At 70.8% G+C, this 25,723-nt stretch carries 24 protein-coding genes and 1 pseudogene; 11 read left to right on the top strand and 14 right to left on the bottom strand.

Annotated elements, in window-relative coordinates:
- Positions 1-462, bottom strand: a complete 462-nt coding sequence (locus ABZT93_RS07495) for a MaoC family dehydratase (RefSeq protein WP_356100365.1) — start codon at positions 460-462, stop codon at positions 1-3.
- Between the two features lie 107 nt (positions 463-569).
- Here ABZT93_RS07495 and soxR point away from each other — a divergent pair, with 107 nt between their 5' ends.
- Positions 570-1,091, top strand: a complete 522-nt coding sequence (gene soxR, locus ABZT93_RS07490; RefSeq protein WP_356100362.1) for a redox-sensitive transcriptional activator SoxR — start codon at positions 570-572, stop codon at positions 1,089-1,091.
- Between the two features lie 133 nt (positions 1,092-1,224).
- Positions 1,225-1,959: a hypothetical protein gene (locus ABZT93_RS07485; protein ID WP_356100359.1), complete on the top strand. Its 735-nt coding sequence runs from the start codon at positions 1,225-1,227 to the stop codon at positions 1,957-1,959.
- On the opposite strand, the gene ABZT93_RS07480 is transcribed toward ABZT93_RS07485, so the two are convergent.
- Entirely contained in the window at positions 1,905-2,627 is a 723-nt protein-coding gene (locus tag ABZT93_RS07480; protein WP_356100356.1) for a 3-keto-5-aminohexanoate cleavage protein, read from the bottom strand. The genes ABZT93_RS07485 and ABZT93_RS07480 overlap by 55 nt on opposite strands.
- A 90-nt stretch (positions 2,628-2,717) precedes the next feature.
- The gene (locus tag ABZT93_RS07475) at positions 2,718-3,320 is read right to left on the bottom strand and encodes a hypothetical protein (RefSeq protein ID WP_031043581.1); all 603 of its coding nucleotides are present in this window, start codon (positions 3,318-3,320) and stop codon (positions 2,718-2,720) included.
- Between the two features lie 232 nt (positions 3,321-3,552).
- On the opposite strand from ABZT93_RS07475, the gene ABZT93_RS07470 reads away from it, so the two are divergent.
- Positions 3,553-6,339: a penicillin acylase family protein gene (locus tag ABZT93_RS07470; protein WP_356100353.1), complete on the top strand. Its 2,787-nt coding sequence runs from the start codon at positions 3,553-3,555 to the stop codon at positions 6,337-6,339.
- Between the two features lie 46 nt (positions 6,340-6,385).
- On the opposite strand, the gene ABZT93_RS07465 is transcribed toward ABZT93_RS07470, so the two are convergent.
- Positions 6,386-7,699, bottom strand: a complete 1,314-nt coding sequence (locus ABZT93_RS07465) for a serine-threonine protein kinase (protein ID WP_356100350.1) — start codon at positions 7,697-7,699, stop codon at positions 6,386-6,388.
- 72 nt (positions 7,700-7,771) lie between these two features.
- Positions 7,772-9,003, bottom strand: a pseudogene (locus ABZT93_RS07460) (DUF1343 domain-containing protein).
- 113 nt (positions 9,004-9,116) lie between these two features.
- Here ABZT93_RS07460 and ABZT93_RS07455 point away from each other — a divergent pair.
- Genes ABZT93_RS07455 through ABZT93_RS07445 form a run of 3 tightly spaced genes read left to right on the top strand, consistent with a single transcriptional unit; the run spans position 9,117 to position 12,174 of the window.
- Positions 9,117-9,890, top strand: coding sequence for an SDR family NAD(P)-dependent oxidoreductase (locus ABZT93_RS07455; protein WP_356100347.1), 774 nt, complete (start codon positions 9,117-9,119; stop codon positions 9,888-9,890).
- Positions 9,887-11,554: an AMP-binding protein gene (locus ABZT93_RS07450; RefSeq protein WP_356100344.1), complete on the top strand. Its 1,668-nt coding sequence runs from the start codon at positions 9,887-9,889 to the stop codon at positions 11,552-11,554. The genes ABZT93_RS07455 and ABZT93_RS07450 overlap by 4 nt, the downstream gene beginning before the upstream one ends.
- A gap of 26 nt (positions 11,555-11,580) precedes the next feature.
- Entirely contained in the window at positions 11,581-12,174 is a 594-nt protein-coding gene (locus tag ABZT93_RS07445) for a TetR/AcrR family transcriptional regulator (protein ID WP_031043591.1), read from the top strand.
- A gap of 8 nt (positions 12,175-12,182) precedes the next feature.
- On the opposite strand, the gene ABZT93_RS07440 is transcribed toward ABZT93_RS07445, so the two are convergent.
- The 7 genes from ABZT93_RS07440 to ABZT93_RS07410 all read right to left on the bottom strand — a co-directional run bounded on the left by ABZT93_RS07440 (position 12,183) and on the right by ABZT93_RS07410 (position 18,391).
- The gene (locus ABZT93_RS07440) at positions 12,183-13,406 is read right to left on the bottom strand and encodes an acyl-CoA dehydrogenase family protein (RefSeq protein ID WP_356100341.1); all 1,224 of its coding nucleotides are present in this window, start codon (positions 13,404-13,406) and stop codon (positions 12,183-12,185) included.
- A 5-nt stretch (positions 13,407-13,411) separates the two neighbouring features.
- Entirely contained in the window at positions 13,412-14,446 is a 1,035-nt protein-coding gene (locus ABZT93_RS07435) for a phosphotransferase family protein (RefSeq protein WP_356100338.1), read from the bottom strand.
- 195 nt (positions 14,447-14,641) lie between these two features.
- Positions 14,642-14,938: a hypothetical protein gene (locus ABZT93_RS07430; protein WP_356100335.1), complete on the bottom strand. Its 297-nt coding sequence runs from the start codon at positions 14,936-14,938 to the stop codon at positions 14,642-14,644.
- Between the two features lie 398 nt (positions 14,939-15,336).
- A complete protein-coding gene (locus tag ABZT93_RS07425; protein WP_356100333.1) occupies positions 15,337-15,660 on the bottom strand; it encodes a DUF202 domain-containing protein in 324 nt (107 codons plus the stop codon).
- Complete coding sequence (locus tag ABZT93_RS07420) at positions 15,657-16,049, bottom strand: DUF202 domain-containing protein (RefSeq protein WP_356019809.1); 393 nt, start codon at positions 16,047-16,049, stop codon at positions 15,657-15,659. Before ABZT93_RS07420 ends, ABZT93_RS07425 begins: the two co-directional genes overlap by 4 nt.
- Positions 16,050-16,136: 87 nt before the next feature.
- Positions 16,137-16,652: an NUDIX domain-containing protein gene (locus ABZT93_RS07415; protein WP_356100330.1), complete on the bottom strand. Its 516-nt coding sequence runs from the start codon at positions 16,650-16,652 to the stop codon at positions 16,137-16,139.
- 845 nt (positions 16,653-17,497) lie between these two features.
- Positions 17,498-18,391: a DMT family transporter gene (locus ABZT93_RS07410; RefSeq protein WP_356100327.1), complete on the bottom strand. Its 894-nt coding sequence runs from the start codon at positions 18,389-18,391 to the stop codon at positions 17,498-17,500.
- Between the two features lie 541 nt (positions 18,392-18,932).
- On the opposite strand from ABZT93_RS07410, the gene ABZT93_RS07405 reads away from it, so the two are divergent.
- The 4 genes from ABZT93_RS07405 to ABZT93_RS07390 all read left to right on the top strand — a co-directional run bounded on the left by ABZT93_RS07405 (position 18,933) and on the right by ABZT93_RS07390 (position 22,871).
- Positions 18,933-19,883, top strand: coding sequence for a hypothetical protein (locus tag ABZT93_RS07405; RefSeq protein ID WP_356100705.1), 951 nt, complete (start codon positions 18,933-18,935; stop codon positions 19,881-19,883).
- A gap of 29 nt (positions 19,884-19,912) precedes the next feature.
- Positions 19,913-21,445 carry an APC family permease gene (locus ABZT93_RS07400; protein ID WP_356100325.1) on the top strand — a complete coding sequence of 511 codons (1,533 nt, stop codon included), beginning with the start codon at positions 19,913-19,915 and terminating at the stop codon, positions 21,443-21,445.
- Positions 21,446-21,538: 93 nt separating this feature from the next.
- Positions 21,539-22,267 (top strand): molybdopterin-dependent oxidoreductase, encoded by a 729-nt coding sequence (locus tag ABZT93_RS07395; protein ID WP_356100322.1) that lies wholly within the window; start codon positions 21,539-21,541, stop codon positions 22,265-22,267.
- On the top strand, positions 22,251-22,871 hold the full coding sequence (locus ABZT93_RS07390; RefSeq protein ID WP_356100319.1) for a cytochrome b/b6 domain-containing protein: 621 nt from the start codon (positions 22,251-22,253) through the stop codon (positions 22,869-22,871). The genes ABZT93_RS07395 and ABZT93_RS07390 overlap by 17 nt, the downstream gene beginning before the upstream one ends.
- A gap of 31 nt (positions 22,872-22,902) precedes the next feature.
- Here ABZT93_RS07390 and ABZT93_RS07385 read toward each other — a convergent pair whose 3' ends face one another.
- Together ABZT93_RS07385 and ABZT93_RS07380 are read right to left on the bottom strand one after the other, a co-directional pair.
- Positions 22,903-24,300 carry a gluconate:H+ symporter gene (locus ABZT93_RS07385; protein WP_356100316.1) on the bottom strand — a complete coding sequence of 466 codons (1,398 nt, stop codon included), beginning with the start codon at positions 24,298-24,300 and terminating at the stop codon, positions 22,903-22,905.
- Between the two features lie 58 nt (positions 24,301-24,358).
- Complete coding sequence (locus tag ABZT93_RS07380; protein WP_356100313.1) at positions 24,359-24,865, bottom strand: gluconokinase; 507 nt, start codon at positions 24,863-24,865, stop codon at positions 24,359-24,361.
- 147 nt (positions 24,866-25,012) lie between these two features.
- On the opposite strand from ABZT93_RS07380, the gene ABZT93_RS07375 reads away from it, so the two are divergent.
- Positions 25,013-25,714 (top strand): FCD domain-containing protein, encoded by a 702-nt coding sequence (locus tag ABZT93_RS07375; protein ID WP_356100310.1) that lies wholly within the window; start codon positions 25,013-25,015, stop codon positions 25,712-25,714.
- Positions 25,715-25,723: the final 9 nt, after the last annotated feature.

The raw sequence follows: 25,723 nt of genomic DNA, 5'->3' as shown, positions 1-25,723 counted from the left end.
CTACAGGTAGTACCGGGACACCGACTCCGCGACACACACCGGCTTGTCGCCGCCCTCGCGCTCCACGCTGAAGGCGACGGTGACCTGGACACCGCCCGCCACGTCGTCGACGCCGGTGATCTGCGCGGTGGCCCGCAGGCGGGAGCCCACCGGGACCGGCGCGGGGAAACGCACCTTGTTCGTCCCGTAGTTGACGCCCATCTTCACGCCCTCGACCTTGATCAGCTGCGGTCCGAACAACGGCAGCAGGGACAGGGTGAGGTAGCCGTGCGCGATCGTGGTGCCGAAGGGCCCCCCGGCGGCCTTCTCCGGGTCGACATGGATCCACTGATGGTCACCCGTGGCGTCCGCGAACAGGTCGATGCGCTTCTGGTCGACCTCCAGCCAGTCGGTGTACCCCAGCTTCTCGCCCACCGCCGCCTTCAGGTCGTCCGCACCCGTGAAGATCCTCGGCTCTGCCATGTCCCGGCCTCCTCGCCACATGATGTCTAAGCGACTGCTTAGCATGGTCGGCTCGGAAGCCTCTGTCAACGGACCGCGAGGGTGACGGCATGGGTAGGGTTCGAGGGGTGCCCCAGATTCCCGAGAAGATCCATGAACTCACGGTCGGCCAGCTCGCCGCCCGCAGCGGCGCCGCCGTCTCCGCCCTGCACTTCTACGAGTCCAAGGGCCTGATCAGCAGCCGCCGCACCACGGGCAACCAGCGCCGCTACTCCCGTGACGCGCTGCGCCGGGTCGCCTTCGTGCGGGCCGCACAGCGCGTCGGCATCCCCCTGGCCACGATCCGTGACGCCCTCTCCGAGCTCCCCGAGGAACGCACCCCCACCCGCGAGGACTGGGCCCGCCTCTCCGAGGCCTGGCGCTCCGAACTCGACGAACGCATCAAGCAGTTGAACCGGCTCCGCGACCACCTCACCGACTGCATCGGCTGCGGCTGTCTCTCCCTGGACACCTGCGTCCTGTCCAATCCGGACGACATCTTCGGTGACCGGCTGACCGGGTCGCGGCTGCTGGTGGAGCGGGGCGCAGGCTCGCAGAAGGACGGGCGCCGGGGTCCGGAACGGCAGGAGACGGCGGACGACTGCCGCTGAGCCGTACGGCATGTGTCCCCGTCGGTGCCAGGCGTCACCGTAAACCGCTGGTGTCCCTCCCCGGCGCCTGGTAGCGTCGCGATCTTCGGTCGGCGGCAACACCGCGCCCGGAGTCCTGACGGGACCAACTCCCATGACATCAAAGGCCCTTGACGTGGCCCTCGCGGACATCGACACCGTGTTCAGCGGCTTCGCCAGCCCCACCGAGACCGGCTGCAAGCGGTGTTACCTCCCCGAGGAGACGGCTTTTCTGCGTACGCCGTACACGCGGGTGCCCGACGATCTGGTCCGCCGGTTCGTCTTCGAGGGCCCCGATCACTTCGTGGATCACGCGGCGGTGATGCGCCGTCTCCTGCCGCAGACGGCGCACGCCATGGCCGACGGCAGCATGGACGGCATCGGCTGGGGGGAGCACGGGCTGAGCCGGGTGGACTGGCGGGCCTGGCCGCCCGAGCAGGCGGCAGCCGTCGAAACGTTCCTGCACGCGTGGTGGGGCGACACACTCACGACGCCCGAGCCGCCGTATCGGGTCCATGAGGTGTTCGAGACCTGCGCCACGATCCTGGGCGACCTGACGCCGTTCCTGGACCGGCTGCGGACGCAGCCGGGCACCGAGGCGCATCTCGTCACCTGTGCGAGGGCCTGGATGTTCGACCTGATCACCGACGACTCGCCGTTCCACTGGTGGTACCCCCGCGACGAGCCCTCCCTTGTCGCCGAGCTCCAGTCCTGGCTGGCGGCCCACGCGCCCACCGGTCTCCGTGCCCGGAACGAGCCCGAGTTGGCGCTGCGGGCCGAACTCCTCGGCCTGCCCTACGACGAGCGCTGGGACCACCCGAACTGGACCAGTGCCTCGGCCACCAACTGAGCGTTGGACACGGCCCGTTCACCGTCCGGCAGGAACAGCGTGTCCTCCAGGCCCATCCGGGTCGCGAGGCCCAGCCGCCCGGCCAGCCGCAGTACCGGCCAGGCGCCGGCGTCCTCGCCGTGCAGCAGGACGGGGCGGCCGTGTGCCGGGCCGAGTCCGGCGAGGAGTGTGTGCGCGGCGGCCTCGGGCGTGTCGGTGTCCGTCACTTCCGCGAGGACACGCAACACCTTTGGTCCGAGCGGTGACATCGCGAACCGCGCCGCCGCGTCCGTGCCCGACCAGATACCGGCCTCCACACCGACTCCCAGGTCGATCAGGGCGGCGGCGGTCTCCTCGGCGCCCGGCTCGTGCCAGTTCACCGAGGCGTGGTCGGGGAGCACTCTCCAGGCCCGGACACGGGCGAGCCGGGCCGCGGGGTCCGGTTCGGCCCAGGCGCCGGTGGTCACACCGACCGGGACCGACACCCGCGCACGGATCGCCTCAAGAGTCGCCGCGACCACTCGCGGCGACAGACTGTCCCGCCCACACGGCGTCTTGGGGTGGACATGGATGTCCGTGGCGCCCGCCGCGACGGCCTCGGCCGCCGCCTGCGCCATCGACTCGGGCGTGAGCGGCACCGCCGCACCGTCGGCGGCCCCGCGCGGGCCGTTGAGACACACCTGCACCATTCCTCGATGGTGCCAGGCGGCACCGACAGTTCGACCCTGTCAAACAGGGGGTGCGGCATCCCCGGCGCACCCCCGGTGCGCTCGTACGCTCTAGGCCGACATCAGCAACCGTCCGCGCCTGGCGTCCGCCAGGGCCTCGGGGGTGAGCACGGGCCGCGGCACCAGGATTCCGCAGTCCACGCAGACCGGACCGGTCGAGGGTTCGTGGTCCAGTTCGTACTTCCAGACGAGCCGCTCCCCGTCGCACACCGGGCACACCGCGCCCGGTTCGCGCTCCAGCGCGGAGATCAGCCTGCGCAGCACCTCGGCCAACGAGTCATCGGGGTGCACCCGGGGGTCGTCGCACCACGCGACTCCGAACCCGCCCCAGGTCAGCCGGTGCCAGTCGTCCACACTGCCCGGCCTGCGCAACCCGTCGTGCTTCTCCTTCTTGCGCCGCTCGGCGAACTCGACCTCGTAGGCCAGCCAGACCGAACGCGCCTCCTCCAGTTCCTCCAGTGCGGCCACGAGCCGCGCCGGATCGGGGGAGCGGTCCTCGGGACCGAATCCCGCCCGGGAGCACAAGTGGTCCCAGGTCGCCCTGTGCCCGTAGGGAGCGAACCGCTCAAGGCACTTGCGCAGCGAGTAGCGCCTAAGCGCCAGATCGCACCGCGGATCCCGCACCTGTCTCGCCAGACTCCGGAAACCGGCCATCGCCCTGCACCTCCGTCACACCTGCACCTGTACTTCGGTCACTTCGGCGTCGCCGCACGGACTTCCCGCGGCGTTGCCGAATAGACGTATCGACAAGCGATTTGGCTCCATCCGATTTCCGATGCCCCCCATAAGCTCGAGAACCCCTGCCAAAACTTGACGCATGTTCATCTTCAATCCCGGGGATACCGGCGGTAACGTCCGGCCACACCCCCCGTCGGTTGGAGCTGCCATGCCACGGCGCACCTCACGCACCGCACTCGACAGACTGAGAACTCCCGGCAGACTCACCGGGTTCCTGAAGTCCGCATCCATATGCGTCCTGATTGCCGGTCTTTTGTCCCCGCTTGCCCAGACGGCGTCCGCAGCCGAGACCACGGCGGCCAACGACTACTGCGGCGGCCAGTGTTCCGACATCCTGCCGCCCGGCGAGAACGGCAACGCCACCCTCGCGCAGGTCCTCCTCAACCAGGCCTTCGGCACCCAGCCCGACCACGCCGAGGACCAGCTCGGCCCCTACGCCAACCTGGCCAAGGGGTACCCCTCGCTCACCAGTTCCACGATCAACACGTTCTTCAACGACGCGTCTTTCGGAGTCGCCTCCGACCAAGTCGCCTCCACCCTGAGTCCCGCGGGCCGCACCGACGTGACGATCGTCCGTGACAAGAAGACGGGCGTACCGCACATCACCGGTACCACCAGATACGGCACCGAGTTCGGCGCGGGCTATGCGGCCGCACAGGACCGGCTGTGGCTCATGGACGTCTTCCGGCACGTGGGCCGCGGCCAGCTGACCGCCTTCGCGGGCGGCGCCGCCTCCAACCAGGGCCTGGAGCAGCAGTTCTGGCGCAACGCGCCCTACAGCGAGGCCGACCTCCAGGCGCAGATCGACAACGCGGTCGCGTCCAACGGCGCCCGCGGCCAGCAGGCCCTCGCCGACGCCAACGCCTATCTCGCCGGCATCAACTCCTACATCGACGCCTCCGACAGCGGCCGCTACTTCCCGGGCGAGTACGTCCTGACCGGACACAAGGACTCGGTCACCAACGCCGGCACCATCGACCACTTCAAGATCACCGACCTGGTCGCGCTGGCCTCCGTCATCGGCTCCCTGTTCGGTTCCGGGGGCGGCGGCGAGGTCAACAACGCGATCTCGCTGATGGCCGCCCAGGAGCACTACGGCGTGACGAAGGGCACCGAGGTCTGGGAGTCCTTCCGGGAGCGCAACGACCCCGAGGCCGTCCTCACCGTCCACAACGGCGAGAGCTTCCCGTACGCCACCAAGCCCGCGAACGCGCAGGGCGAGGCGTTGCCCGACGCCGGTTCGGTGACCACCGAGCCCCTGGTCTACGACCCCACGGGCACCGGCGCCGACCAGAGCGCGAGCGCGGCCTCCGCCACGGCGACCGCGAACGCCCTCACCTCCGCAAAGCGCGGCATGTCCAACGCCCTTGTGGTGAGCGGCAAGTACACCGCCAGCGGCCACCCCGTCGCCGTCTTCGGACCGCAGACCGGCTACTTCGCCCCCCAGCTCCTCATGCTCCAGGAGATCCAGGGCCCGGGCATCAGCGCCCGGGGTGCCTCCTTCGCGGGCCTGAGCATGTACGTCGAACTCGGCCGCGGCCAGGACTACTCGTGGTCCGCCACGACCTCCGGCCAGGACATCATCGACACCTACGCCGTCGAGCTGTGCCAGGACGACTACCACTACCTGTACCACGGCACCTGCACGGCCATGGACAAGATCGAGCAGAAGAACTCCTGGGCCCCGACCACGGCCGACAGCACCGCCGCGGGGTCGTACACGATGAGGGTCTGGCGCACGAAGTACGGGCCGGTCGAGTACCGGGCGACCGTCGGCGGCAAGAAGGTCGCCTACACCACCCTGCGCTCCTCCTTCATGCACGAGGCCGACTCGATCATCGGCTTCCAGATGCTGAACGACCCGGACTACGTCAAGAGCCCGCAGACCTTCCAGAGCGCGGTGCAGCACATCAACTACACCTTCAACTGGTTCTACGCCGACTCCACGCACACCGCGTACTACAACAGCGGGAACAACCCGGTGCGCGCGTCCGGCGTCGACGCCGAGTTCCCGGTGTGGGCGCAGGCGGCGTACGAGTGGAAGAACTGGAACCCGACCACGAACACAGCCGACTACACGCCCGCCTCCGCGCACCCCAACTCGATCGACCAGGACTACTACATCTCCTGGAACAACAAGCAGGCCAAGGACTACACGACCGCGTCCTGGGGCGACGGGTCCGTGCACCGTGGCAACCTGCTGGAGGACCGGGTCAAGAAGCTGGTCGCGGCGGGCGGGGTCACCCGGGCCTCGCTGGTGAAGGCCATGGCGGACGCGTCCCTCGCCGACCTGCGCGCGGAGGACGTCCTCCCGGATCTGCTCAAGGTGGTCAACAGCTCGACGGTCACCGACTCCACGGCCGCGGCCGCGGTCAGCAAGCTCCAGGCGTGGCTGACGGCGGGCGGCAAGCGCACCGAGACCTCGGCCGGTTCGAAGAAGTACGCCGACACCGACGCCATCCGCATCCTGGACGCGTGGTGGCCGCTGCTGGCGAAGGGCATCTTCGAACCGGGCCTCGGCACGAGCCTGTACACCGCCATGCAGTCCAACCTGCCCGTCGACGAGTCCCCGTCGGCCGCGCACGGCCCCACCGGCGCCCACGCGGGCAGCTCCTTCCAGTTCGGCTGGTGGAGCTATGTCGACAAGGACGTCCGCGCGGTGCTCGGTGAGAGCGTGCAGGGCCCGCTGGCCGACAAGTACTGCGGCGGGGGCAGCCTCAGCGCCTGCCGGGACATCCTGATCAGCACCCTGAAGACCGCGGCCGGCAAGACCGCGGCCCAGGTCTACCCCGGCGACGACCTGTGCTCGGCGGGCGACCAGTGGTGCGCCGACTCGATCGTGCAGCGCACCTTGGGCGGCATCAAGCACTACAACATCAGCTGGCAGAACCGTCCGACCTTCCAGCAGGTGGTCGAGTTCACCTCGCACCGGTAGAAGCACCTGGAGAAGCACCGGCAGCGGTACGGCTGTTGGCGGCGGGTCACTGGATACGGCCCGCCGCCAGCACCAGTCGGGCCAGCTCACGGTGGCAGATGTCGCTGTGCGCGCCCGCGGGCGGTCCACCGCGTCTGACGACGGCCGCCGCGTCGACGTTCACGCAGCCCTTCACGGGCAGCTTCTTGAGGGCGTCGGCGAGCCTCAGGGACACCGTGCCCGGCACCGCCTGTACGCCGTCGTGTCCCATCGCGCCCCACTTGTCGCCCAGCATCCGGCCGATGCCGAAGGCCGCGACCCCCTGCGCGTCGCCCGCCATCCGCGAGGCCAGCGGATACAGCGTGCCGAGTGCCGAGTCATGGCTGGAGAAACAGCACACGAGCGGCCCGTCGACCCGGTTCTGCTGCCCCTGGAGCACCCCTCCGGCCCGCGCGTCGTGCGGCAGCCGGGTCGCGAACGCGTAGTGCGAGAAAGCGCCTTGGAGCAGCGTGACGGACTTGACCGTCCGCACCCCCTCAGGCAGCCCGCGCAGCGCGAACGACACCAGCCGGCCACCGAAGCTGTGCCCCACGAGGTGCACCCGCATGTTGGGCGCCACCTCCGCGAGCTGCCCCACCACCCGGCCGAGTCCCCGCTCGCCGACGGTCCCCGCGCGCCGCTTCATCGCGTAGTACGTCCCCTGCCGCAGCAGTTCGTGCGCCCCGTCCCACGGGTTGGGAATCGTGAACTCCTGTGCGCCCTGGGGGGATTCGAGACCGGCAAGGACCTGCGCGAACTCCTCGCACACGGCGGCCGCGGGTCCGGCGAGGATCTCCGGCTCGTCCTGCGGCACCCCCTCCGCCAGAGTGTCCGCCGCGAACCACGCCTGCGGCCCCGGCGGCACGACCTCCACCAGCAGGCGCACCAGCCGTCCGAACTCCTCCAACGCGGCTTCGTCGCGAGGCTGTTGGTCCAGCATCCGGGCCAACTGGTCGATCACGGTGGCCCGGCCCGGGAATGTCTCGAGCAGCGCGTGCCGGGTGTCCTTGTCGAGCACCGGACGCGGCGGCATCTCGGCGGCCACCGCCCGCGGGAAGTCCGGGATCGGCTCGTCCGAGAACCGCATCGACGGCCATACGACCCCCACGTAACCGAGCCTCGCGGTCGGCGCGAGTTCCGGGAACGGGGCGAAGAAGTGGCTGTAGAGCCGGGTCGCCCCCGAGCGGTCGCTGTTCCAGCCGTGCGAGAAGACGACCAGGTCCTCGACGCCCCGGTCCACCACCTCCGCGAGCAGCCGGTCCCGCCGGCCGGTGTCCGGGTCCCCGTCCGCGTCGAACGTCAGCTCCCAGTACGGCGTCACACTCATCGCCGGATCCGCCATCACCGACCCCCTCGTCCCCCGCAGTGGTGCGCATCGTCCTGCTACCGGGCGAGGTTGGCCATACTCCACGGCTCATCCGTAGAGGAGGTAGTTCTTTCGAATCCGCCGGAACGTGCTCAGCTCCTCGCGCCAGCCCGCCACGACCTCGTCGGCGGTGGCACCGGCATCGACCATCGTGCGGACCCGGGTGGAACCGGTGAGCTTGTCGATCCAGTTGTCCGCACGCCAGGCGAACCCGGACCAGGTCCGCTTGGCGGTCACGAGCAGGGCGATGCCGGTGCGGACGGGGTCGTACGCGGACCTGTCGTGGACGTGGATCTGGACGCCGCCGATCGTCTTCCCCTGGAACTTGGAGAACGTCGGCGCGAAGTAGGCCTCCCTGAAGTGCACGCCGGGCAGGCCGAGTTCGTTCGCGGCGGCGGCCCAGCGGCCGTCCAGGCCCTCAGCGCCGAGTAGTTCGAAGGGGCGGGTGGTGCCGCGGCCCTCCGAGAGGTTCGTGCCCTCGAAGAGACAGGTACCGGAGTACACCAGGGCGGTGTCGGGGGTCGGCATGTTCGGGCTCGGGGGGACCCAGGGGAGGTTCCAGGCGTCGTAGAACTCCGAGCGCTTCCAGCCCGTCATCAGGACCGTGTCCAGGGGACCGGGGTGGTGAGGAACTCGCCGTTGAAGAGACGGGCCAGCTCCGCGACGGTCATGCCATGCGCCTGGGCGATGGGCTGTCGGCCCACGAAGGTCGCGAACTCCCTGTGCAGGACCGGGCCCTGGGCCGCGCGGCCGGTGACCGGGTTCGGGCGGTCCAGGACGACGAAGCGCTTTCCCGCGAGCTGGGCCGCCTCCATGCAGTCGTACAGGGTCCAGATGTACGTGTAGAAGCGGGCGCCCACGTCCTGGATGTCGAAGACGATCGTGTCCACGCCGGAGGCGGTGAAGATGTCGGCGAGGGGCCTGCCGCTCTTGAGGTAGGTGTCGTAGACGGGGAGGCCGGTCGCGGGGTCGTCGTAGCGGCCCTCGGAGCCGCCCGCCTGCGCGGTGCCCCGGAAGCCGTGTTCGGGGCCGAAGACGGCCCCTACGTTCACTCTTTCGTCGGCGTGCATCACGTCGACGATGTGCTGGACGTCCCGGGTGACGCCGGTGGGGTTGGTGACGATGCCGATACGCTGGCCGCTGAGCTGGGCGTATCCGGATGCGGCCAGGTTCTCGAAACCGGTTCGCCGGTGAGGGTGCGCTGCCTGGGCGGGTGCTGTGGGGGTCAGTGACGCCGTTGCCGTTGCTGCTGCCAGCAGGGTTCGTCTGGATAGGCGCATGAGGTGCACGGTAGGCGCTGCCGCGGGTCGTGGGGAGGTTTCGCTCACCCTTTCCTTCAACATACCGACCGGTTAGTCTGGGCCTGCAGTCGAGCCGGAGTCGAAGGAGACCGATGGTGGAAGCCCTGCAGGGTGCCGGAGTGGTTGTGACCGGGGCGGGAGGTGGCATCGGGGCCGCGCTTGCGCGGCGGTTCGCTGCGGAGGGGGCCCGGGTCGTCGTCAATGACCTCGATGCCGGGCGGGCCAAGGCCGTCGCCGAGGAGGTCGGAGGGATCGCCGTCGCCGGGGACGCCTCGTCCGTCGTCGCCGAGGCTCGTGACGCCCTGAACGGCGTCGTCGACGTCTACTGCGCCAACGCCGGTGTCGCCTTCGGGGGCGGGAACGCCGACGAGCCGCTCGACGAGACCGGCTGGGCCACTTCCTGGGACGTGAACGTCATGGCCCATGTCCGGGCCGCCCACGCGCTGCTTCCCGGGTGGCTGGAGCGGGGCAGCGGGCGGTTCGTGTCGACCGTCTCCGCCGCCGGGCTGCTGACGATGATCGGGGCCGCTCCCTACGCCGTCACCAAGCACGGGGCGCTCGCCTTCGCCGAGTACCTGTCGCTGACGTACCGGCACCGCGGGATCAAGGTGCACGCGATCTGTCCGCAGGGAGTGCGCACCGACATGCTCGCGGCCACCGGGACCGCGGGTGACCTGGTGCTCAAGCCGACCGCCGTCGAGCCGGAGGATGTGGCCGAGGCCCTGTTCCGGGGGATCGAGGAGGACCGGTTCCTGATCCTGCCGCATCCGGAGGTCGCCGAGTACTACCAGGCGCGGGCCGCCGAGCCCGACCGCTGGCTGGCCGGCATGAACCACCTCCAGCGCAAGTGGGAGGAGGTCCGATGAGCGAGTCCCGGTACGCCGCCAAGCCCTGGCTGGGGCTGCTCAGCGAGGCCCAGCGCGGTCCGGTCGAGCCCGACGACTCCCTGGTGCACGCCCTGCGGCGGGCCGCCGCCGAGGCGCCGGAGCGGCCCTTCCTCGCCTACTTCGACGGGCGGCTCGGCTACCGCGAGGTCGACGAGCTCAGCGACTCCGTAGCCGGGCACCTGGCCGCGCGCGGCCTGGAGCGCGGGGACCGGGTGGCGATCCTGCTCCAGAACTCGCCCCTGTTCGTGCTCGCCCTGCTCGGTGCCTGGAAGGCGGGCGCGGTCGTCGTGCCCGTCAACCCCATGTACAAGTCGGGGGAGGTCGGCCATGTCCTCGGGGACGGCGGGGTGGCCGCGCTGATCTGCTCCGACCGGGCCTGGGAGTCGTATCTGCGCGAGACGGCGGCCGACTCGCCGGTGCGGATCGTGCTCACCGGGTGCGAGCTGGACTTCCAGACCCGCGGGGACGCGCGCGTGCTCACCTTCGAGCGGCTCCCGCAGGCCGAGGACGCCGACGACCTGGTCGCGGTCGCGCGGGCCGGGCACAAGGCGCCCGAGGGACGGGACGTCACCCCCTCCGACATCGCGCTGATCAGCTACACCTCCGGCACCAGCGGCACACCCAAGGGCGCCACCAACACACACGGCAACATCATGTACAACGCCGAGCGGCAGCGGACCGGGCTCGGCCTGCCCGAGGGGCCCGTGTACTACGCCCTGGCGCCCCTGTTCCACATCACCGGCATGGTCTGCCAGCTCGGGGCGTGTCTGAACAGCGTGGGCACGCTCGTGCTGACCTACCGCTTCGAGGCGGGCGTGGTCCTGGACGCCTTCGCCGAACACCGGCCGCACTACACGGTCGGCCCGTCGACCGCGTTCATGGCGCTGGCCGCCCACCCGGACGTCACCCGCGAGCACTTCTCGTCCTTCGTCAACATCTCCTCGGGCGGTGCCCCGCTGCCGCCCGCCCTGGTGGAGAAGTTCCGGGCCGGTTTCGGACCGTACATCCGCAACGGCTACGGGCTCACCGAGTGCTCCGCGCCGTGTGCCTCCGTACCGCCGGAGCGGGAGGCGCCGGTCGACCCGGTGTCCGGGACGCTCGCCGTGGGCGTGCCGGGGCCTGAGACGGTCGTTCGGATCGTCGACGACCAGGGCGTCGAGGTGCCCTTCGGGGAGCAGGGCGAGATCGTCGTGCGCGGTCCCCAGGTCGTGCCCGGCTACTGGCGCCGTCCCGACGCGACCGCCGAGACCTTCCCGGACGGCGAGCTGCGCACCGGGGACATCGGGTTCATGGACCCCGAGGGCTGGCTGTACGTCGTCGACCGCAAGAAGGACATGATCAACGCGTCCGGCTTCAAGGTGTGGCCGCGCGAGGTCGAGGACGTGCTGTACACGCATCCCGCGGTGCGCGAGGCGGCCGTCGTCGGGGTGCCCGACGGGTACCGCGGGGAGACCGTCAAGGCGTACATCAGCCTCCGTCCGGGTGCCGAAACCGACCCCGATGCGCTCGCCGTGTACTGCAAGGAGAGACTGGCGGCCTACAAATACCCGCGGCAGGTGGAGATCCTGCCCGAGTTGCCGAAGACGGCCAGTGGGAAGATCCTCCGTCGGGAACTCCGTTCCCGACCGCACGACAACGATTGACCTCTCGGAAGGCAGGTGGCGGCACAGTGCCCAGGACGACGGACGGAGACGGTACGCCCGTCCCGCAGCGGCTGCTGGCCGCCGCCACCCGGCTCTTCGCCGAGCAGGGCTACGACCGCACCTCCGTGCAGGAGATCGTCGAGGCGGCCGGCGTCACCAAGGGGGCGCTGTACCACTACTTCGGCTCCAAGGACGACCTCCTGCACGAGGTGTACGCGCGCGTGCTGCGCGTACAGCAGGAGCGCCTCGACGCGCTCGCGAACGCCGACGAGCCGATCGAGAAGCGGCTGCGGGCCGCTGCCGCGGACGTCGTGGTCACCACGATCGAGAACCTCGACGACGCGATGATCTTCTTCCGCTCGATGCACCACCTGAGCCCGGAGAAGAACAAGCAGGTGCGGGCCGAGCGCCGCAAGTACCACGAGCGCTTCCGCGCGCTAGTCGAGGAGGGCCAGGAAGCGGGCGTCTTCTCGAAGGCGACCCCGGCCGACCTCGTCGTGGACTACCACTTCGGCTCCGTCCACCACCTGTCGACCTGGTACCGCCCCGACGGCCCGATGGGCCCGCAGGAGGTGGCCGACCATCTGGCCGACCTCCTTCTGCGGGCCCTGCGGCCGTAGCGCGCCTCCTACAGGTACTTCTTCAGCTCGCGGCGGGCGAGCGAGCGCTGGTGCACCTCGTCCGGCCCGTCCGCGATCATCAGGGTGCGGGCGCCGGCGTACAGCTCGGCGAGCGGGAAGTCCTGGCTGAGGCCGCCCGCGCCGTGCAGCTGGATGGCCCGGTCGATGATGTCGACGACCGCGCGGGGCGTGGCGATCTTGATGGACTGGATCTCGGTGTGGGCGCCCCTGTTGCCGACCGTGTCCATCAGCCAGGCCGTCTTCAGGACCAGCAGACGCAGCTGCTCGACGGTCACGCGCGCGTCGGCGATCCAGTTGTGGACCACGCCCTGCTGGGCCAGCGCCTTGCCGAAGGCCGTGCGGGAGACGGCCCGCCGGCACATCAGCTCGATCGCCCGTTCGGCCATGCCGATCAGCCGCATGCAGTGGTGGATCCGGCCCGGGCCGAGGCGGGCCTGGGCGATGGCGAAACCGCCGCCCTCCTCGCCGATCAGGTTCGATGCGGGTACGCGCGCGTGGTCGAAGATCACCTCGGCGTGGCCGCCGTGGTAGTGGTCCTCGTAGCCGAAGACCTGCATCGCCCGCCTGACCGTGACGCCCGGGGTGTCCCGGGGAACCAGGATCATGGACTGCTGGCGGCGGATGTCCTCGCCGTCCGGGTCGGTCTTGCCCATCACGATGAAGATCTTGCAGTCCGGGTTCATCGCCCCGGAGATGTACCACTTGCGGCCCGTGACGACGTACTCGTCTGTGCCTTCCGGGGACCGCTCGATGTACGTCGTGATGTTCGTGGCGTCCGAGGAGGCCACCTCCGGCTCGGTCATCGCGAACGCCGAGCGGATCTCACCGGCCAGCAGCGGCTCCAGCCACTGCTTCTTCTGCTGCTCGTCGCCGAACTGGCTCAGGACCTCCATGTTGCCGGTGTCGGGCGCCGCGCAGTTCAGCGCGGTGGGCGCGAGCTGCGGGGAGCGGCCGGTGATCTCGGCGAGCGGGGCGTACTGGAGATTGGTCAGCCCCGCGCCGTACGCGGGGTCGGGCAGGAAGAGGTTCCACAGTCCCTGCCTGCGTGCCTCGGCCTTGAGCTCCTCGACCACGGCCGGGGTGTCCCACGGCGAGGCCAGCTGGGCGCGCTGCTCCTCCGCGACGGCCTCGGCCGGGTAGACGTACTCGTCCATGAAGGCGAGCAGCTTGGCGCGCAGCTCCTCGGTGTGCGCGTCGAACGCGAAGTCCATGCGGATCAGCCTTCCTGGATGCCGTCGTGAAGAGTGGTCAGACCGTGCTGGATGAAGACCGGGACGAGGTCGCCGATGCGGTCGAAACCGCGGCCGACCGTCTGGCCCAGGGTGTAGCGGTAGTGGATGCCCTCCAGGATCACGGCGAGCTTGAACCAGGCGAACGCCGTGTACCAGGACACCGCCGAGACGTCCCGGCCCGAGCGCTCGGCGTACCGCGCGATCAGTTCGGCCGGCTCCGGGTGGCCCGGGGCCTCGGCCGTCGTGGAGACGGGGGAGTCGGGCATGCCGAGCGGCAGGCTGTACATCACCAGCAGGCCCAGGTCGGTGAGCGGGTCGCCGAGCGTCGACATCTCCCAGTCGAGGATCGCCTTGATGCGGTCGTCGTCGCCCATCAGGACGTTGTCGAGCCGGTAGTCGCCGTGCACGACGGTGGCGGCGGGGGACTGCGGCAGGTGGCGGCCGAGAGCCGCGTGCAGCTCGTCGATGCCGGCCAGGTCGCGGTTGCGGGAGGCGTCCAGCTGCTTGCCCCAGCGGCGCAGCTGGCGGTCCAGGAAGCCCTCCGGGCGCCCGAAGTCCGCGAGCCCGACCTCCACCGGATCCACCGCGTGCAGCTCGACGAGGGTGTCGACGAGGGACAGCACGGCGTCGCGGGTGCGCTCGGGGCCCAGGGGGGCGAGCTGGTCGGCGGTACGGTACGGGGTGCCCTCGACGAACTCCATGACGTAGAACGGCGATCCGAGCACCTCCTCGTCCTCGCACAGCAGAACCGGGTTCGGCACGGCTACGTTCGTGGGGTGCAGGGCGCTGATGACCCGGTGCTCGCGCTTCATGTCGTGCGCGGTGGCCAGGACATGGCCCAGCGGGGGCCGCCGTACGACCCACTTCAGGGTGCCGTCCGAGACCGCGTACGTGAGGTTCGACCGGCCGCCCTCGATGAGCCGGCCGGTCAGGGGGCCCTGCACCAGGCCGGGCCGCTCGCGGTCGAGCAGGCCGCGCAACCGGTCGAGATCGAGGCCTGGCGGATGGTCGGGGCTCATCGGGGCTCCTTACGCGCGCGGGAACGGGTACCGACCATCATGCCGACTGGTCGGTATGTCGTCCAGGGGGAACGCGGTGAACGTGATCCGGCCCACGATAGGCCGACAGCTCCCCGCGCGGGTGCGGCGGGGAGCTGTCGGTGGTGCCTGTCAGTGTTTATCGGTTCTTTTGCTTATCAGTTCTTTGCGGTCGGATCAGTGGTCGTCCCAGTGGCCCTCGTGGGCGGCGTGCCGGTGGCCGTCGTGCAGGTAGTCGACGTGATCGCCGTGCAGGACGCTCTCGTGTCCGCAGTCCTGGCCGTGCCGGTGCTCGTGCCCCTCGTGTGCGACATGTCCACCGGACTCGCATTCGTCCCAGTGGCCCTCGTGCTCGCGGTGCAGATGCCCGTCGTGCGCGTAGTCGACGTGGTCCTCGTGCGGCACTTCGGTGTGTCCGCAGTCCGAGCCGTGCGTGTGCGCGTGGGAGGCGTGTTCGTGGTGGAGGGTGGTCATGGGGCTCACCTTCGAAGCGACGGGCGATGACGTCGGACAGGCTGCCATGGGTGGGGTGCATATCGGGCGATTTGGTGTGTGCGTGGCGTGGGGGTGGGGCGGCTGGGGGCGAGGCGGGGGTGGTGGGTGTGGGAGGGGTGAGGTGCGTGGCGTGAAGGGGGACAGCACTCCCACGCGGTCGGTACGCCCCCAGTCGGTGAGCCCTGGGGTCGCATATGCGAGGCCGCGGGACCCCGACGCGCGGCTCGGCCGGGTGCGTGGCCGTGTCGGCGGGTGCCGGACGCCGGTGTTCGGACCTCGCTCGCAGGACGCTGTTCTCCGGCCCTCGTCCTGCGGTGCCTGGTCTCCGGACGCCGCTCTCCGGCCCGCTCTCCGGACGTCTCTTTCTCCGGTCCCCTTCAGAACAGCAGCGCCGCCCCGCACGCCGCCATCGCCACCGTGCACAGGACCGTCGTCGTGGCGGTTCGACGGGTGAGGGTCGGTGGGGTGTCTGACGAGGTCAGGGTGTGGATGCGGCGGTGGGCGACGTACAGGAGGCAGAGCCAGAGGGTGCAGCACAGGGCGCCGGTGATGAGTGCGGCGGAGGACGGACCGCCGTGCAGGGCCGTCTTCATGGCGAGCACGGCGGAGACGGTGCCCGAGAGCGTCGTACGGCGCCAGGCGAGCCGGGTGCGTTCGGGCTGGAGCCCCGGGTCGCGGTCCGCGGTGGCGCTCGCGCTCACCCCTCCCACCCGACGAGCACCACGAAGACCATGGCCACGGCCACCACCGCGACCACCAGGCTGAGCAGTGCCGGGAACCTCGACACCGGCAGATCCTCGCCCCGCCGCATCGCCCGCTCGCAGCGCACCCAGTGGTTGACCGCCCGCAATGAACACAGCACGCCCGCCGCGAGCAGTGCGAGCGCCAGCCCGACGCGCCAGCCCCAGCGCAGATCCGGCAGGAACTGGTCCACGGCGAAGCCGCCGCCGATCAGTGCGAGCGCGGTGCGCAGCCAGGCCAGGAAGGTGCGCTCATTGGCCAGCGAGAACCGGTAGTCGGGGGTGTGGCCCTCCTGGCGGACCTCCTCGGGGGCGAACCAGACGCGGACGTTCCGTGCGAAATCGATCACGCGCACGAGCCTATCGGCCGGGTGCTGGAAGGGCGGTGTCCGGGGCGGTCCCGCGGGGGCGCAGACGCACGCTCACCTGGTCGACGCTCATCCCATCGAGCGGTACGCCTTGAGCCGCTCGTACGCCGCCAGCCCGTCCGGCACCCACTCCCAGTCCCGCAGGCGCAGCTCCACCTCGTCCTCCGGCAGGAAGTCGTGCCACGCGACCTCCTCGACCTGGGGGCTGACCGTCAGCTCGCAGCGGACCTCGTAGACCGCGGACCACCAGGTCCGGTCGGCGCCGTCGTCGTAGAGGAACTTGAAGAGGTACTCCGGGCGGGGCAGGCCCTTCACGCCCAGTTCCTCCTCGGCCTCGCGCAGGGCCGCGTCGTCGTAGGACTCGCCCGCGCCGACCACTCCGCCGACGAACATGTCGTAGAGGGACGGGAAGACCAGCTTGGTGGGGGTACGGCGGTGGACGAAGAGGCGGCCCTCGGCATCCCGGGCCTGGATGAAGACACAGCGATGGCGCAGGCCCTTCGCGTAGGCCTCACCGCGCGGGGACTGTGCGACGACGTTGTCGTCTTCGTCGACGATGTCGAGAATCTCGTCAGCAGCGCTCATGCCCCCCATCCAAGCAGGGGCCCGCAGCCGCAGAGGATCCCGCATCGATGCCGGGTCCGCTGTCCGAGCCGGGCCCCGCTCCGGTGCGGGAACTCGCGGCCACGCCCGCTCCCGCAGCGGGGGAGGGTCCGCATCCATGCGGGAGCCGGCAGCCACGCCTGGCCCGGCAGCCGCAGAGGATCCCGCATCGATGCCGGGTCCGCTGTCCGAGCCGGGCCCCGCTCCGGTGCGGGAACTCGCGGCCACGCCCGCTCCCGAAGCGGGGGAGGGTCCGCATCCATGCGGGAGCCGGCAGCCACGCCTGGCCCGGCAGCCGCAGAGGATCCCGCATCGATGCCGGGTCGCTGTCCGAGCCGGGCCCCGCTCCGGTGCGGGAACTCGCGGCCACGCCCGCTCCCGAAGCGGAGGAGGGGCCCGCATCCATGCGGGAGCCCGCAGCCACGCCTGGCCCCGCAGTCGTAGAGGAGCACGTATCCACGCCGGGTCCGCTGTCCGAGCCGGTACCCGCCCCTACGCGGGCCCGCAGCCACATGGCGGCCCGCAGCCGCAGAGAACCGCACACCCACGCCGGGGCCTACACCCCCTCCCGGCCCCACACCCGTAGAGAACCCCGCACGCACGCGGGAACCCGCAGCCAAGCCGATGTCTGCGCCCATGCCGGTGCCCGCAGTCCCGCCCGGCCTCGCTGTCGAGAAGGGGCCCGCCCCCGCGCAGGAACCCGCAGCCAAGCCGGAGCCCGAGCCCGCAGCCCCGCTGTCGAAAAGAGGTCCGCCCCCGTGCCGACGAACCCGGCCCGGCAGAGACACGCGCCCGCGCGGAGGCCCATGCCCCCGCTCGCGTCCGCGTCAGCTCGGCTGGAGGTTGCGCGCAGGTTCCGGCCGGTTGGCTCCATCGGGCATCGCGGGGTGCATCCCCAGGAGCACGATGCCCGCGACGACGGCCGCGAGCCCCACCGCCTCCCAGGTCAGCGCGCCGGTGTCGGTGCGCAGGCGGTCGCCCAGGAAGCCCACCCCGCACACGATCCCGGCGAGCGGCTGGGCCGCGGTCAGGGCGGGCAGCGACATCCGTAGCGGGGCGGTCTCGAACGCGCTCTGCACCAGGACGAGCCCGGTGATGCCGAGGGCCAGCACGGCGTACGGCTGCCAGCCGGTCAGCAGTTCGACGAGGCCGCCCTCGGAGAAGCGCTGGCCGCTGACCCGGGTGAGGGCGTCCTGGACGCCGTACAGCAATCCGGCCGCCAGGGCCAGCAGGACCGGGCCCGAGCTGAGGCGGGAGCGCTTGGCGTAGGTCGTGAGCAGCAGGGCGAGGCCGATCATGACGCCGATGATCAGCCAGTGCCGCAAGGGGTCGGTGACCGCCGTACCACCGCGCGGCTCGCCCGCCACGATGAACGCGGTCACCCCGCCCGCCAGCAGCGCGAGCCCCGCCCAGCCCTGGCGGCCCAGTGGCTGCTTGGTCTGCTTGCGGGACAGGGCGAGGGCGAACAGCAGGTTCGTGGCGAGCAGGGGTTCGACCAGGGACACCTCGCCCTGGCCGAGCGCGATCGCGCCCAGCACCATGCCGGCCACCATCAGTCCGATACCGCCGAGCCAGCGCGGCACCCTCACCAGGTCGAGGAGAAGCCGGGGGGAGAGGAAGTCGCTCAGCGGGGCCTGACGGGCCGCGTTCTGCTGGAGCACGAAGCCGAAGCCCAGGCAACAGGCAGCACTCACGGCGAGAATCAGAACCAGAACCGACACGCTGCGTACCTCGATCGTCCGGCCGGGCGGCAGGGGGTAGTCGCCGACTGTAGCGTCCCAGCGTCCGGCTTGCCCCTGGGAGTACCCGGATTCGGGCCGTCGACTCGGCCACCGAACGAAACTCGGCGGCGGGGTGTCCTGTCATGGTGCGGTGCCGGGGAGGGCGGCGCCATGGCGTACGCCACAGACGGGGGACCTTGACCCCGCCCCACCAGCACCAATTCGTCACAACTTCCCCTCAGGTATGGAGAGTTGACGCGTGTAATGCGCCTTCGGCTCTTGACGCAAACCATTGGCGGGGGGTTGGCTGTCCGTGATCAGTCGATGGCGGTGAGAATCAGCCCCCACCTGCCCGCACGACTGTCGATCCGCCCCGCACCGACCGTCGGCCTCCCGGCGTCCGCCCAGACAGCCCCCTCCCACCCCACCCGCAACGCCGTATCGGCCTGCTCGTCCCACCTGCCCCACGCGCACACCCACTCACGCAGCTCCCTCCAGCCCCACCCGCCACCACCCACGTTCCGTGAGGAAAACCCACACGGTGTCCCCGCCCCCGCCCCCCTTCGGCCGCAGTCGAAAACGCGCCGCTCAGGCCTTCGACGCGGCCCTCGACGACGCCGAACTCATCGACGCGCGCACCGCGCTGGTGCAGGGCAGGTGGCAGGCGGTCCGGGCGCTGCTCACCCGGACGGGTGATGACTGGGACTGCCGGGGCCACCGCGTCACGGTGCTCGCGGCCGAGCCGTACAGCGAGGCCTGGGCCAGGGACTGGCTGGTGGCCGAGCCGGACTCCGCCGACGCCGCCGTGCTGCTCGCCCTCGCCCTGGTCCAGCGCGTCCTGCGGGGCAAGGGGAAGCCGACCGCAGCCCGCGAGGCCTGCCGGACCGCGGCCCATCTCGTGCCCGCCGATCCGACCCCCTGGCTCGGTCTGCTGATGCTGGAGCGCGACCTCGGGGCGGCGGACGAGGTCGCCGACGTCTTCGGCGAGATCCGGCAGCGGCACGCCGACCACCACCACGCCCACCATCTGATGGTCGCCCGGCTCGCCGAGCGCCGTGCCGAGACGGGCCCCGACCCGCTGCACGAGGTCTACGACTTCGCCAACTGGGCCGCCGAGCAGGCCCCCGCCGACTCGCCGCTCGCGATCCTGCCGGTCATCGCGCACGCCGAGCGCTACCGCGCCCTGGCCGCCGCCGGACACGAGCCGAACGACCCCGCCGCCTCCGGCCACTGGACGGGACGCCGGGCCCGGCAGGTGATGAAGGCGGCCTTCGACTGGTGGCTGGAATGGGAGCACGAAGGCCACCCCCGCCGCCTGGTCGACCTCAACTTCCTCGCCCACGCGAAGGTCTGCGAGGGCCGCGGCGCCGAGGCCGCCGCCCTCTTCCACCGCATCGGCGAACGCCCCACCCCGGCCCCCTGGTCCTACCCGGACCGCGAGCCGTACTCCGCCTTCCGCGCCGCCCGCGATCACGCACTCGGCACGGTGTGACACCCCCGAACCCCAGAAGGACGGTCCCCATGGCCACCGAGAGTTCCAGCAAGAGCAGACCAGGCATCAGTACCTTCAAGGGGCAGGACCGCGTGCTGCGGGCCGGCCGCCTCGGCACCGGGGGCCTGCTGCTCTCCGTCCTCGCGGCGACCGCCCCCCTCATGGTCGTCGCGGGTGTCATGCCCACTACATTCGCGGTCATGGGGATCGTCGGGCAGCCCCTTCTCTTCGTCGTCCTCGGCCTGGTCCTCGTCCTGTTCAGCGTCGGCTACGCCGAGATGAGCCGGCACGTCCACAACGCGGGCGCCTTCTACGCCTACATCTCCCGCGGCCTCGGCGGCACCGCCGGGGCGAGCGCGGCCCTCGTCGCCCTGGTCGCCTACAACGCGCTCCAGGTCGGCATCTACGGCATCTTCGGCTTCGAGGTCTCCGGACTGTTCGCCACCTACGCCGACCTGTCGGTGGCCTGGTGGATTCCGGCGCTGGTGGCCGCGCTGGTCGTCGGCGCGCTCGGCTGGCTGAAGATCGACGTCAACGCGCGTGTGCTCGGCGTCCTGCTGATCATCGAGGTCACCCTGGTCGTCATCTTCGACATCGCCGCCGTCTCCGACCCGGCCGCCCAGGGCCTGTCCCTGCACGCGTTCAACCCGGACACCCTCAGCGGCGTCGGCGTCGGTACCGCCCTGTGCTTCTGCATCGCCGCCTTCACCGGCTTCGAGCAGGCTCCCGTCTACGCCGAGGAGACCAGCCGCCCGCATGTGCTCGTCCCGCGCGTGATGTTCCTCGCCGTCGGCGGAGTCGCCGTGTTCTTCGCGCTCAGCAGCTGGGCCCTGACCGTCGCCACCGGACCCTCGGCCATCGTCGGCGAGGCCCAGAAGCAGAGCGCGGGACTGCTCTTCGGCCTCACCGAGGACCGCCTCGGCACCACCTTCACCGATGTGCTGCACTTCCTCTTCGTGACCGGCATGTTCGCGGCCCTGCTCAGCTTCCACAACGTCGTCGCCCGCTACGCCTTCGCCATGGGCCGCGAGGGCCTGCTGCCCGCCGCCTTCGGCCGCACGAACAGCGCGAGCGGCGCGCCCGGCACCGGCTCGCTCCTCCAGACGGCCGTGTCCGTCGTGGTCATCGCCGTCTTCGCGATCGCCGACGACAAGCCCACGGGCGACCCCACCGTGCCGGTCCTGCACCTGTTCACCTGGCTGGGCAACATCGGCTCGCTCGGCGTGATCGTGCTGATGGCGGCGGCCTCCGCGTCCGTCATCGTCTTCTTCGTCCGGCGCGGCGCGGCGGGCGCCCAGGCCTGGCGCCTGCTCACCTCGGCCCTCGCCGGGATCGCCCTGCTGGTGATCGCCGTCTACACGGTGAAGGACTTCGACGTCCTGGTCGGCGCGGGCCCCGGCTCCTCGCTGAGCTGGGTACTGCCCGGCATCATCGGCCTCGCCGTGCTGGTGGGACTGGCACAGGGCCTGGTCATGCGGTCCCGCAGGCCCGAGGCGCACGCCCGGATCGGGCTCGGCAACGAGGCGTTCCAGCTGGAGAAGGCGGCCGAAGAGGCGTCGTGACTCTCTGAGAACGCCCTGAGAAGTGGTTACGGAAGTCTGACGAGCACCCGCGATTCCTGGTCCCGCAGGCCTCGCGGGTGTTCGAATGAGTAGGTGAACTCCGAACAGCCCGAGGAGCAGCGCGGTCAGCCGATCGGCCGCCGCGTCCTCCTCGGCACCCTCGGCCTGGGCGCGCTCGGCGTGGTCGCCGCGCCCACCCTGCAACGCGGCCTGGAGGCCTTCCTCGGCAGCGCCGCCGACAAGGACCCCACCGGTCTGACGGGGCTGCTCCCCAACGGCGGCGGCTTCCGCTACTACTCGGTGACGTCGTCGGTGCCGCACAAGGACGCCGAGAACTACCAGCTCAAGATCGACGGACTGGTCTCCCGCCCGGGCACCTACACCCTCGCCGACCTGCGGGCGATGCCCCAGACCCGGATCGTCAAGGACGTGCAGTGCGTGACGGGCTGGCGGGTCCCGGACACGCCGTTCGAAGGCGTACGGCTGGCCCGGCTGCTGGACGCCGCCGGGGTGCGGGCGACCGCGGGCGCCGTCCGCTTCACCTGCTTCGACGGGGCCTACTCCGAGAGTCTCACCCTCGACCAGGCCCGCCGCCCGGACGTCCTGGTGGTCCTTCGCATGCAGGACAAGGACATCGGCCACTCCCACGGCGGCCCGGTCCGCCTCTATGTGGCCCCCATGTACTTCTACAAGTCCGCCAAGTGGCTGTCCGGCATCACCGTCACCGAGGACGTCGAGCCGGGCTACTGGGAGGACCGGGGCTACGACGTGGACGCCTGGGTGGGCCGATCGAACGGGCGGGACGATGAGCCTACGAGTTGACGCCCCCGCGCGGACCCGCGTCCGGCGTTTCGGCCGCAGCCAGAAGTGGGTCCATCGGGCCACCGCCGCGCTGATGGGCGTCTGCGTGGTGACGGCCGCCTGCCTGTACGTCCCCCAGTTCGCCGAACTCGTCGGCCGCCGTGAGCTGGTGGTCCGTATCCACGAGTGGGCGGGCCTGGCCCTGCCCGTACCGGCCCTGGTGGGCCTGGTCTCCCGCGCCTTCCGCGCCGACCTGGGTTTCCTGAACCGCTTCGGCCCGCACGACAAGGTCTGGCTGCGGGCCGCCCTGCACCGGGACAAACGCCGGGACTCCCGCCCCGCGGGCAAGTTCAACGCGGGCCAGAAGGTCTACGCCGCCTGGATCGCGGGCGCGAGCCTCGTCATGCTCGGCACCGGCCTGCTGATGTGGTTCACCCACCTCACCCCGATCCAGTGGCGCACCAGCGCCACCTTCGTCCACGACTGGCTGGCCCTGAGCATCGGCATCGTCCTCGCGGGGCACATCGGGATGGCACTGGGCGACCCCGAGGCGAGAAGAGGGCTCAGGACCGGGGAAGTGAGCCAGGAGTGGGCGGAACGCGAACACCCCCTGTGGCGGCCGTAGCCGGACAGGGGGCGCCGCAGCCGCCGTACGGCTAGATGACCAGCGAGAGCAGCAGCACCAGGCCGCCCGCGACCACCGAGATGATCGTCTCCATGACCGACCAGGTCTTGATGGTCTGGCCGACGTCCAGGCCGAAGTACTCCTTGACCAGCCAGAACCCGGCGTCGTTGACATGGCTGAAGAAGAGCGAGCCGGCGCCGATGGCGAGGACGAGCAGGGCCGTGTGGGTGGTGGACATGTCGGCGGCGAGGGGGGCCACCAGGCCGGCCGCGGAGACCGTGGCCACCGTCGCCGAGCCGGTGGCCAGACGTATCGCCACGGCTATCAGCCAGGCCAGCAGCAGCGCCGGGATCGACCAGTCCTCGGAGATGTCCAGGACCATCTGACCCACCCCGGAGTCGATCAGGGTCTGCTTGAAGCCGCCGCCCGCGCCGACGATCAGCAGGATGCCGGCGATGGGCGCGAGTCCCTTCTCGACGAGCGGGGTGAGGCGGTCCCTGCCGAAGCCGGCGGGCCGCAGCAGCGTGAAGATGCCCACGAGGACCGAGGCCAGCAGGGCGATCAGCGGCGAGCCGACGACGTCGAAGACGCGCTGCACGGTGTGGTCGGGATCGTCGATCACGATGTCGACCAGGGCCTTGGAGAGCATCAGGACGACCGGGAGGAGGATCGTGGCGAGCGTCGGACCGAAGGCCGGGCGCTTCTCCAGGTCCTCCGAGGCGCGTTGCGGGACCATGCGGTCGGGCGCCGGCACGTCCACCCAGCGGGCGGCGACCTTCGAGAACAGCGGACCGGCGACGATCACCGTCGGGATGGCGACCAGCACGCCGAGCGCGAGCGTCACCCCCAGGTTGGCCTGCACCGCGTCGATCGCCACCAGCGGGCCGGGGTGCGGCGGGACCAGGCCGTGCATCACGGACAGACCCGCGAGGGCCGGGATGCCGATGCGCATCAGGGAGTAGTTGCCGCGCTTGGCGACCATCAGCACGACCGGGATCAGCAGCACGACGCCGACCTCGAAGAACAGCGGCAGACCGATGACGGAGGCGATCAGGACCATCGCCCACGGCATCGAACGGCCGCCAGCCTTCGCGAGAATCGTGTCGACGATCTGGTCGGCCCCGCCGGAGTCGGCGAGCATCTTGCCGAGGATCGCGCCGAGGGCTATCAGCACGCCGACGCCGGCGACCGTGCTGCCGAGCCCGGTGGTGAAGCTGGTGATGGCCTTGTCGAGCGGTGCTCCGGCGACCGCGCCGAGCACGAGCGTGCCCAGGGTCAGCGACAGGAACGCGTGGAGCTTGAACTTGGTGATGAGCACAACGATGACGGCGATGCCCGCCAGGACGGCGATGCCCAGCTGAGCGTGACCGGCCGAGGTGATCGGCTCCGGTGCGTCCGCTGCCAGCATCTCGACGCTGAGTCTGGTCACGGGGGTTCCCTTGCAGGTACGGGGATGTTCTTCGGAAGGGGCAAAAAAAAGGGGGGTGTTACGGGAGTTCGGCGAGCGCCTTCGCGGCCCGGCCGGTGATCTCCTCCGGGCTGCCCAGGACGTCCACCACGACTCCGGCCTCGTCCTCCTGGAGCGGCTGGAGCGTGGCGAACTGCGAGTCCAGCAGTGCGGTGGGCATGAAGTGCCCCTGCCGGTGCGACATCCGGTCCTCGATGAGGGAGCGGTCGCCCGCCAGGTGCACGAAGACGACCCCGGGCGCCTCGGCCCGCAGCCGGTCGCGGTACGACCGCTTCAGCGCCGAGCAGCTGACCACCCCGCCGAGTCCCGCCCGCCCGTGCGCCCAGGAGCCGATGGCGTCCAGCCACGGCCACCGGTCGTCGTCGGTGAGCGGGGTGCCGGCCGACATCTTGGCGATGTTGGCCGGCGGGTGGAAGTCGTCGCCCTCGGCGTACGGGACGCCCAGCCGGGCCGCGAGCAGGGGACCGATGGTGGTCTTGCCGGTGCCCGCGACGCCCATGACCACGACGACCTTCGGGGTACTCATCGCTGCCTCACTGTCTGCGTGTCGTCTTCGACCTCTGATGCCAACTGATGCAGACGCAACTGAAACCGATTAGGTACGACGAATCAAGAGTCTGTGATGAATAAGTCTGACTTTTTCTGGGTGTGACACGCCCCGTACTCTGAGTGCATGAGCACATTGGGCCGGGGGCTGCACGGACGCGTACTGGACGCCCTCGGACCCGCGATCACCGCGGGGGACTACCCGCCGGGCAGCGTTCTGCGCACCGACGAACTCGCCCAGCGTTTCGACGTCTCACGCTCCGTGATGCGCGAGGCGGTCCGGGTCCTGGAGTCCATGCACCTGGTCGAGTCCCGCCGCCGCGTGGGCGTGACGGTCCGCCCGAAGGCCGAGTGGAACGTCTACGACCCCCAGGTCATCCGCTGGCGGCTGGCCGGCGCCGACCGACCTCAGCAGCTGCGCTCACTGACCGTGCTGCGCTCGGCGATCGAGCCGGTGGCGGCGGCCCTCGCCGCCAAGCACGCGACCGCCGAGCAGTGCGCCGAACTCACCCAGTGCGCGCTCGGTATGGTCGCCAACTCCAAGGGCCACCGGCTGGAGGGCTACCTCTTCCATGACATCGCCTTCCACCGGGTGATCCTCAACGCCTCCGGCAACGAGATGTTCGCCCGCCTCGGTGACGTGGTCGCCGAGGTCCTCACCGGCCGCACCCGCCACGAGGTCATGTTCGAGGACCCCGACCCGGCCGCCGTCACCCTCCACGTCCGGCTCGCCGAGGCGATCCGCGCGGGCGACGCGGGCCACGCGGAGGAACTGACCCGCGAGATCGCGGAGGGCGCCCTCCAGGAACTGGACATCCTCGCCCCGTAGTTCAGTCGC

This window comes from Streptomyces sp. NPDC005303 (assembly GCF_040607335.1).
Classification (GTDB): Bacteria; Actinomycetota; Actinomycetes; order Streptomycetales; family Streptomycetaceae; genus Streptomyces.
This window is presented reverse-complemented; position numbering and strand designations above follow the sequence as displayed.

Bases quoted from the DNA above. Each gene is read 5' to 3' on its own strand.
- ABZT93_RS07495 (WP_356100365.1), bottom strand. From the start codon at position 462: ATGGCAGAGCCGAGGATCTTCACGGGTGCGGACGACCTGAAGGCGGCG.
- ABZT93_RS07485 (WP_356100359.1), top strand. From the start codon at position 1,225: ATGACATCAAAGGCCCTTGACGTGGCCCTCGCGGACATCGACACCGTG.
- ABZT93_RS07480 (WP_356100356.1), bottom strand. From the start codon at position 2,627: ATGGTGCAGGTGTGTCTCAACGGCCCGCGCGGGGCCGCCGACGGTGCG.
- ABZT93_RS07475 (WP_031043581.1), bottom strand. From the start codon at position 3,320: ATGGCCGGTTTCCGGAGTCTGGCGAGACAGGTGCGGGATCCGCGGTGC.
- ABZT93_RS07470 (WP_356100353.1), top strand. From the start codon at position 3,553: ATGCCACGGCGCACCTCACGCACCGCACTCGACAGACTGAGAACTCCC.
- ABZT93_RS07465 (WP_356100350.1), bottom strand. From the start codon at position 7,699: ATGGCGGATCCGGCGATGAGTGTGACGCCGTACTGGGAGCTGACGTTC.
- ABZT93_RS07455 (WP_356100347.1), top strand. From the start codon at position 9,117: ATGGTGGAAGCCCTGCAGGGTGCCGGAGTGGTTGTGACCGGGGCGGGA.
- ABZT93_RS07450 (WP_356100344.1), top strand. From the start codon at position 9,887: ATGAGCGAGTCCCGGTACGCCGCCAAGCCCTGGCTGGGGCTGCTCAGC.
- ABZT93_RS07440 (WP_356100341.1), bottom strand. From the start codon at position 13,406: ATGGACTTCGCGTTCGACGCGCACACCGAGGAGCTGCGCGCCAAGCTG.
- ABZT93_RS07435 (WP_356100338.1), bottom strand. From the start codon at position 14,446: ATGAGCCCCGACCATCCGCCAGGCCTCGATCTCGACCGGTTGCGCGGC.
- ABZT93_RS07430 (WP_356100335.1), bottom strand. From the start codon at position 14,938: ATGACCACCCTCCACCACGAACACGCCTCCCACGCGCACACGCACGGC.
- ABZT93_RS07415 (WP_356100330.1), bottom strand. From the start codon at position 16,652: ATGAGCGCTGCTGACGAGATTCTCGACATCGTCGACGAAGACGACAAC.
- ABZT93_RS07400 (WP_356100325.1), top strand. From the start codon at position 19,913: ATGGCCACCGAGAGTTCCAGCAAGAGCAGACCAGGCATCAGTACCTTC.
- ABZT93_RS07390 (WP_356100319.1), top strand. From the start codon at position 22,251: ATGAGCCTACGAGTTGACGCCCCCGCGCGGACCCGCGTCCGGCGTTTC.
- ABZT93_RS07380 (WP_356100313.1), bottom strand. From the start codon at position 24,865: ATGAGTACCCCGAAGGTCGTCGTGGTCATGGGCGTCGCGGGCACCGGC.
- ABZT93_RS07375 (WP_356100310.1), top strand. From the start codon at position 25,013: ATGAGCACATTGGGCCGGGGGCTGCACGGACGCGTACTGGACGCCCTC.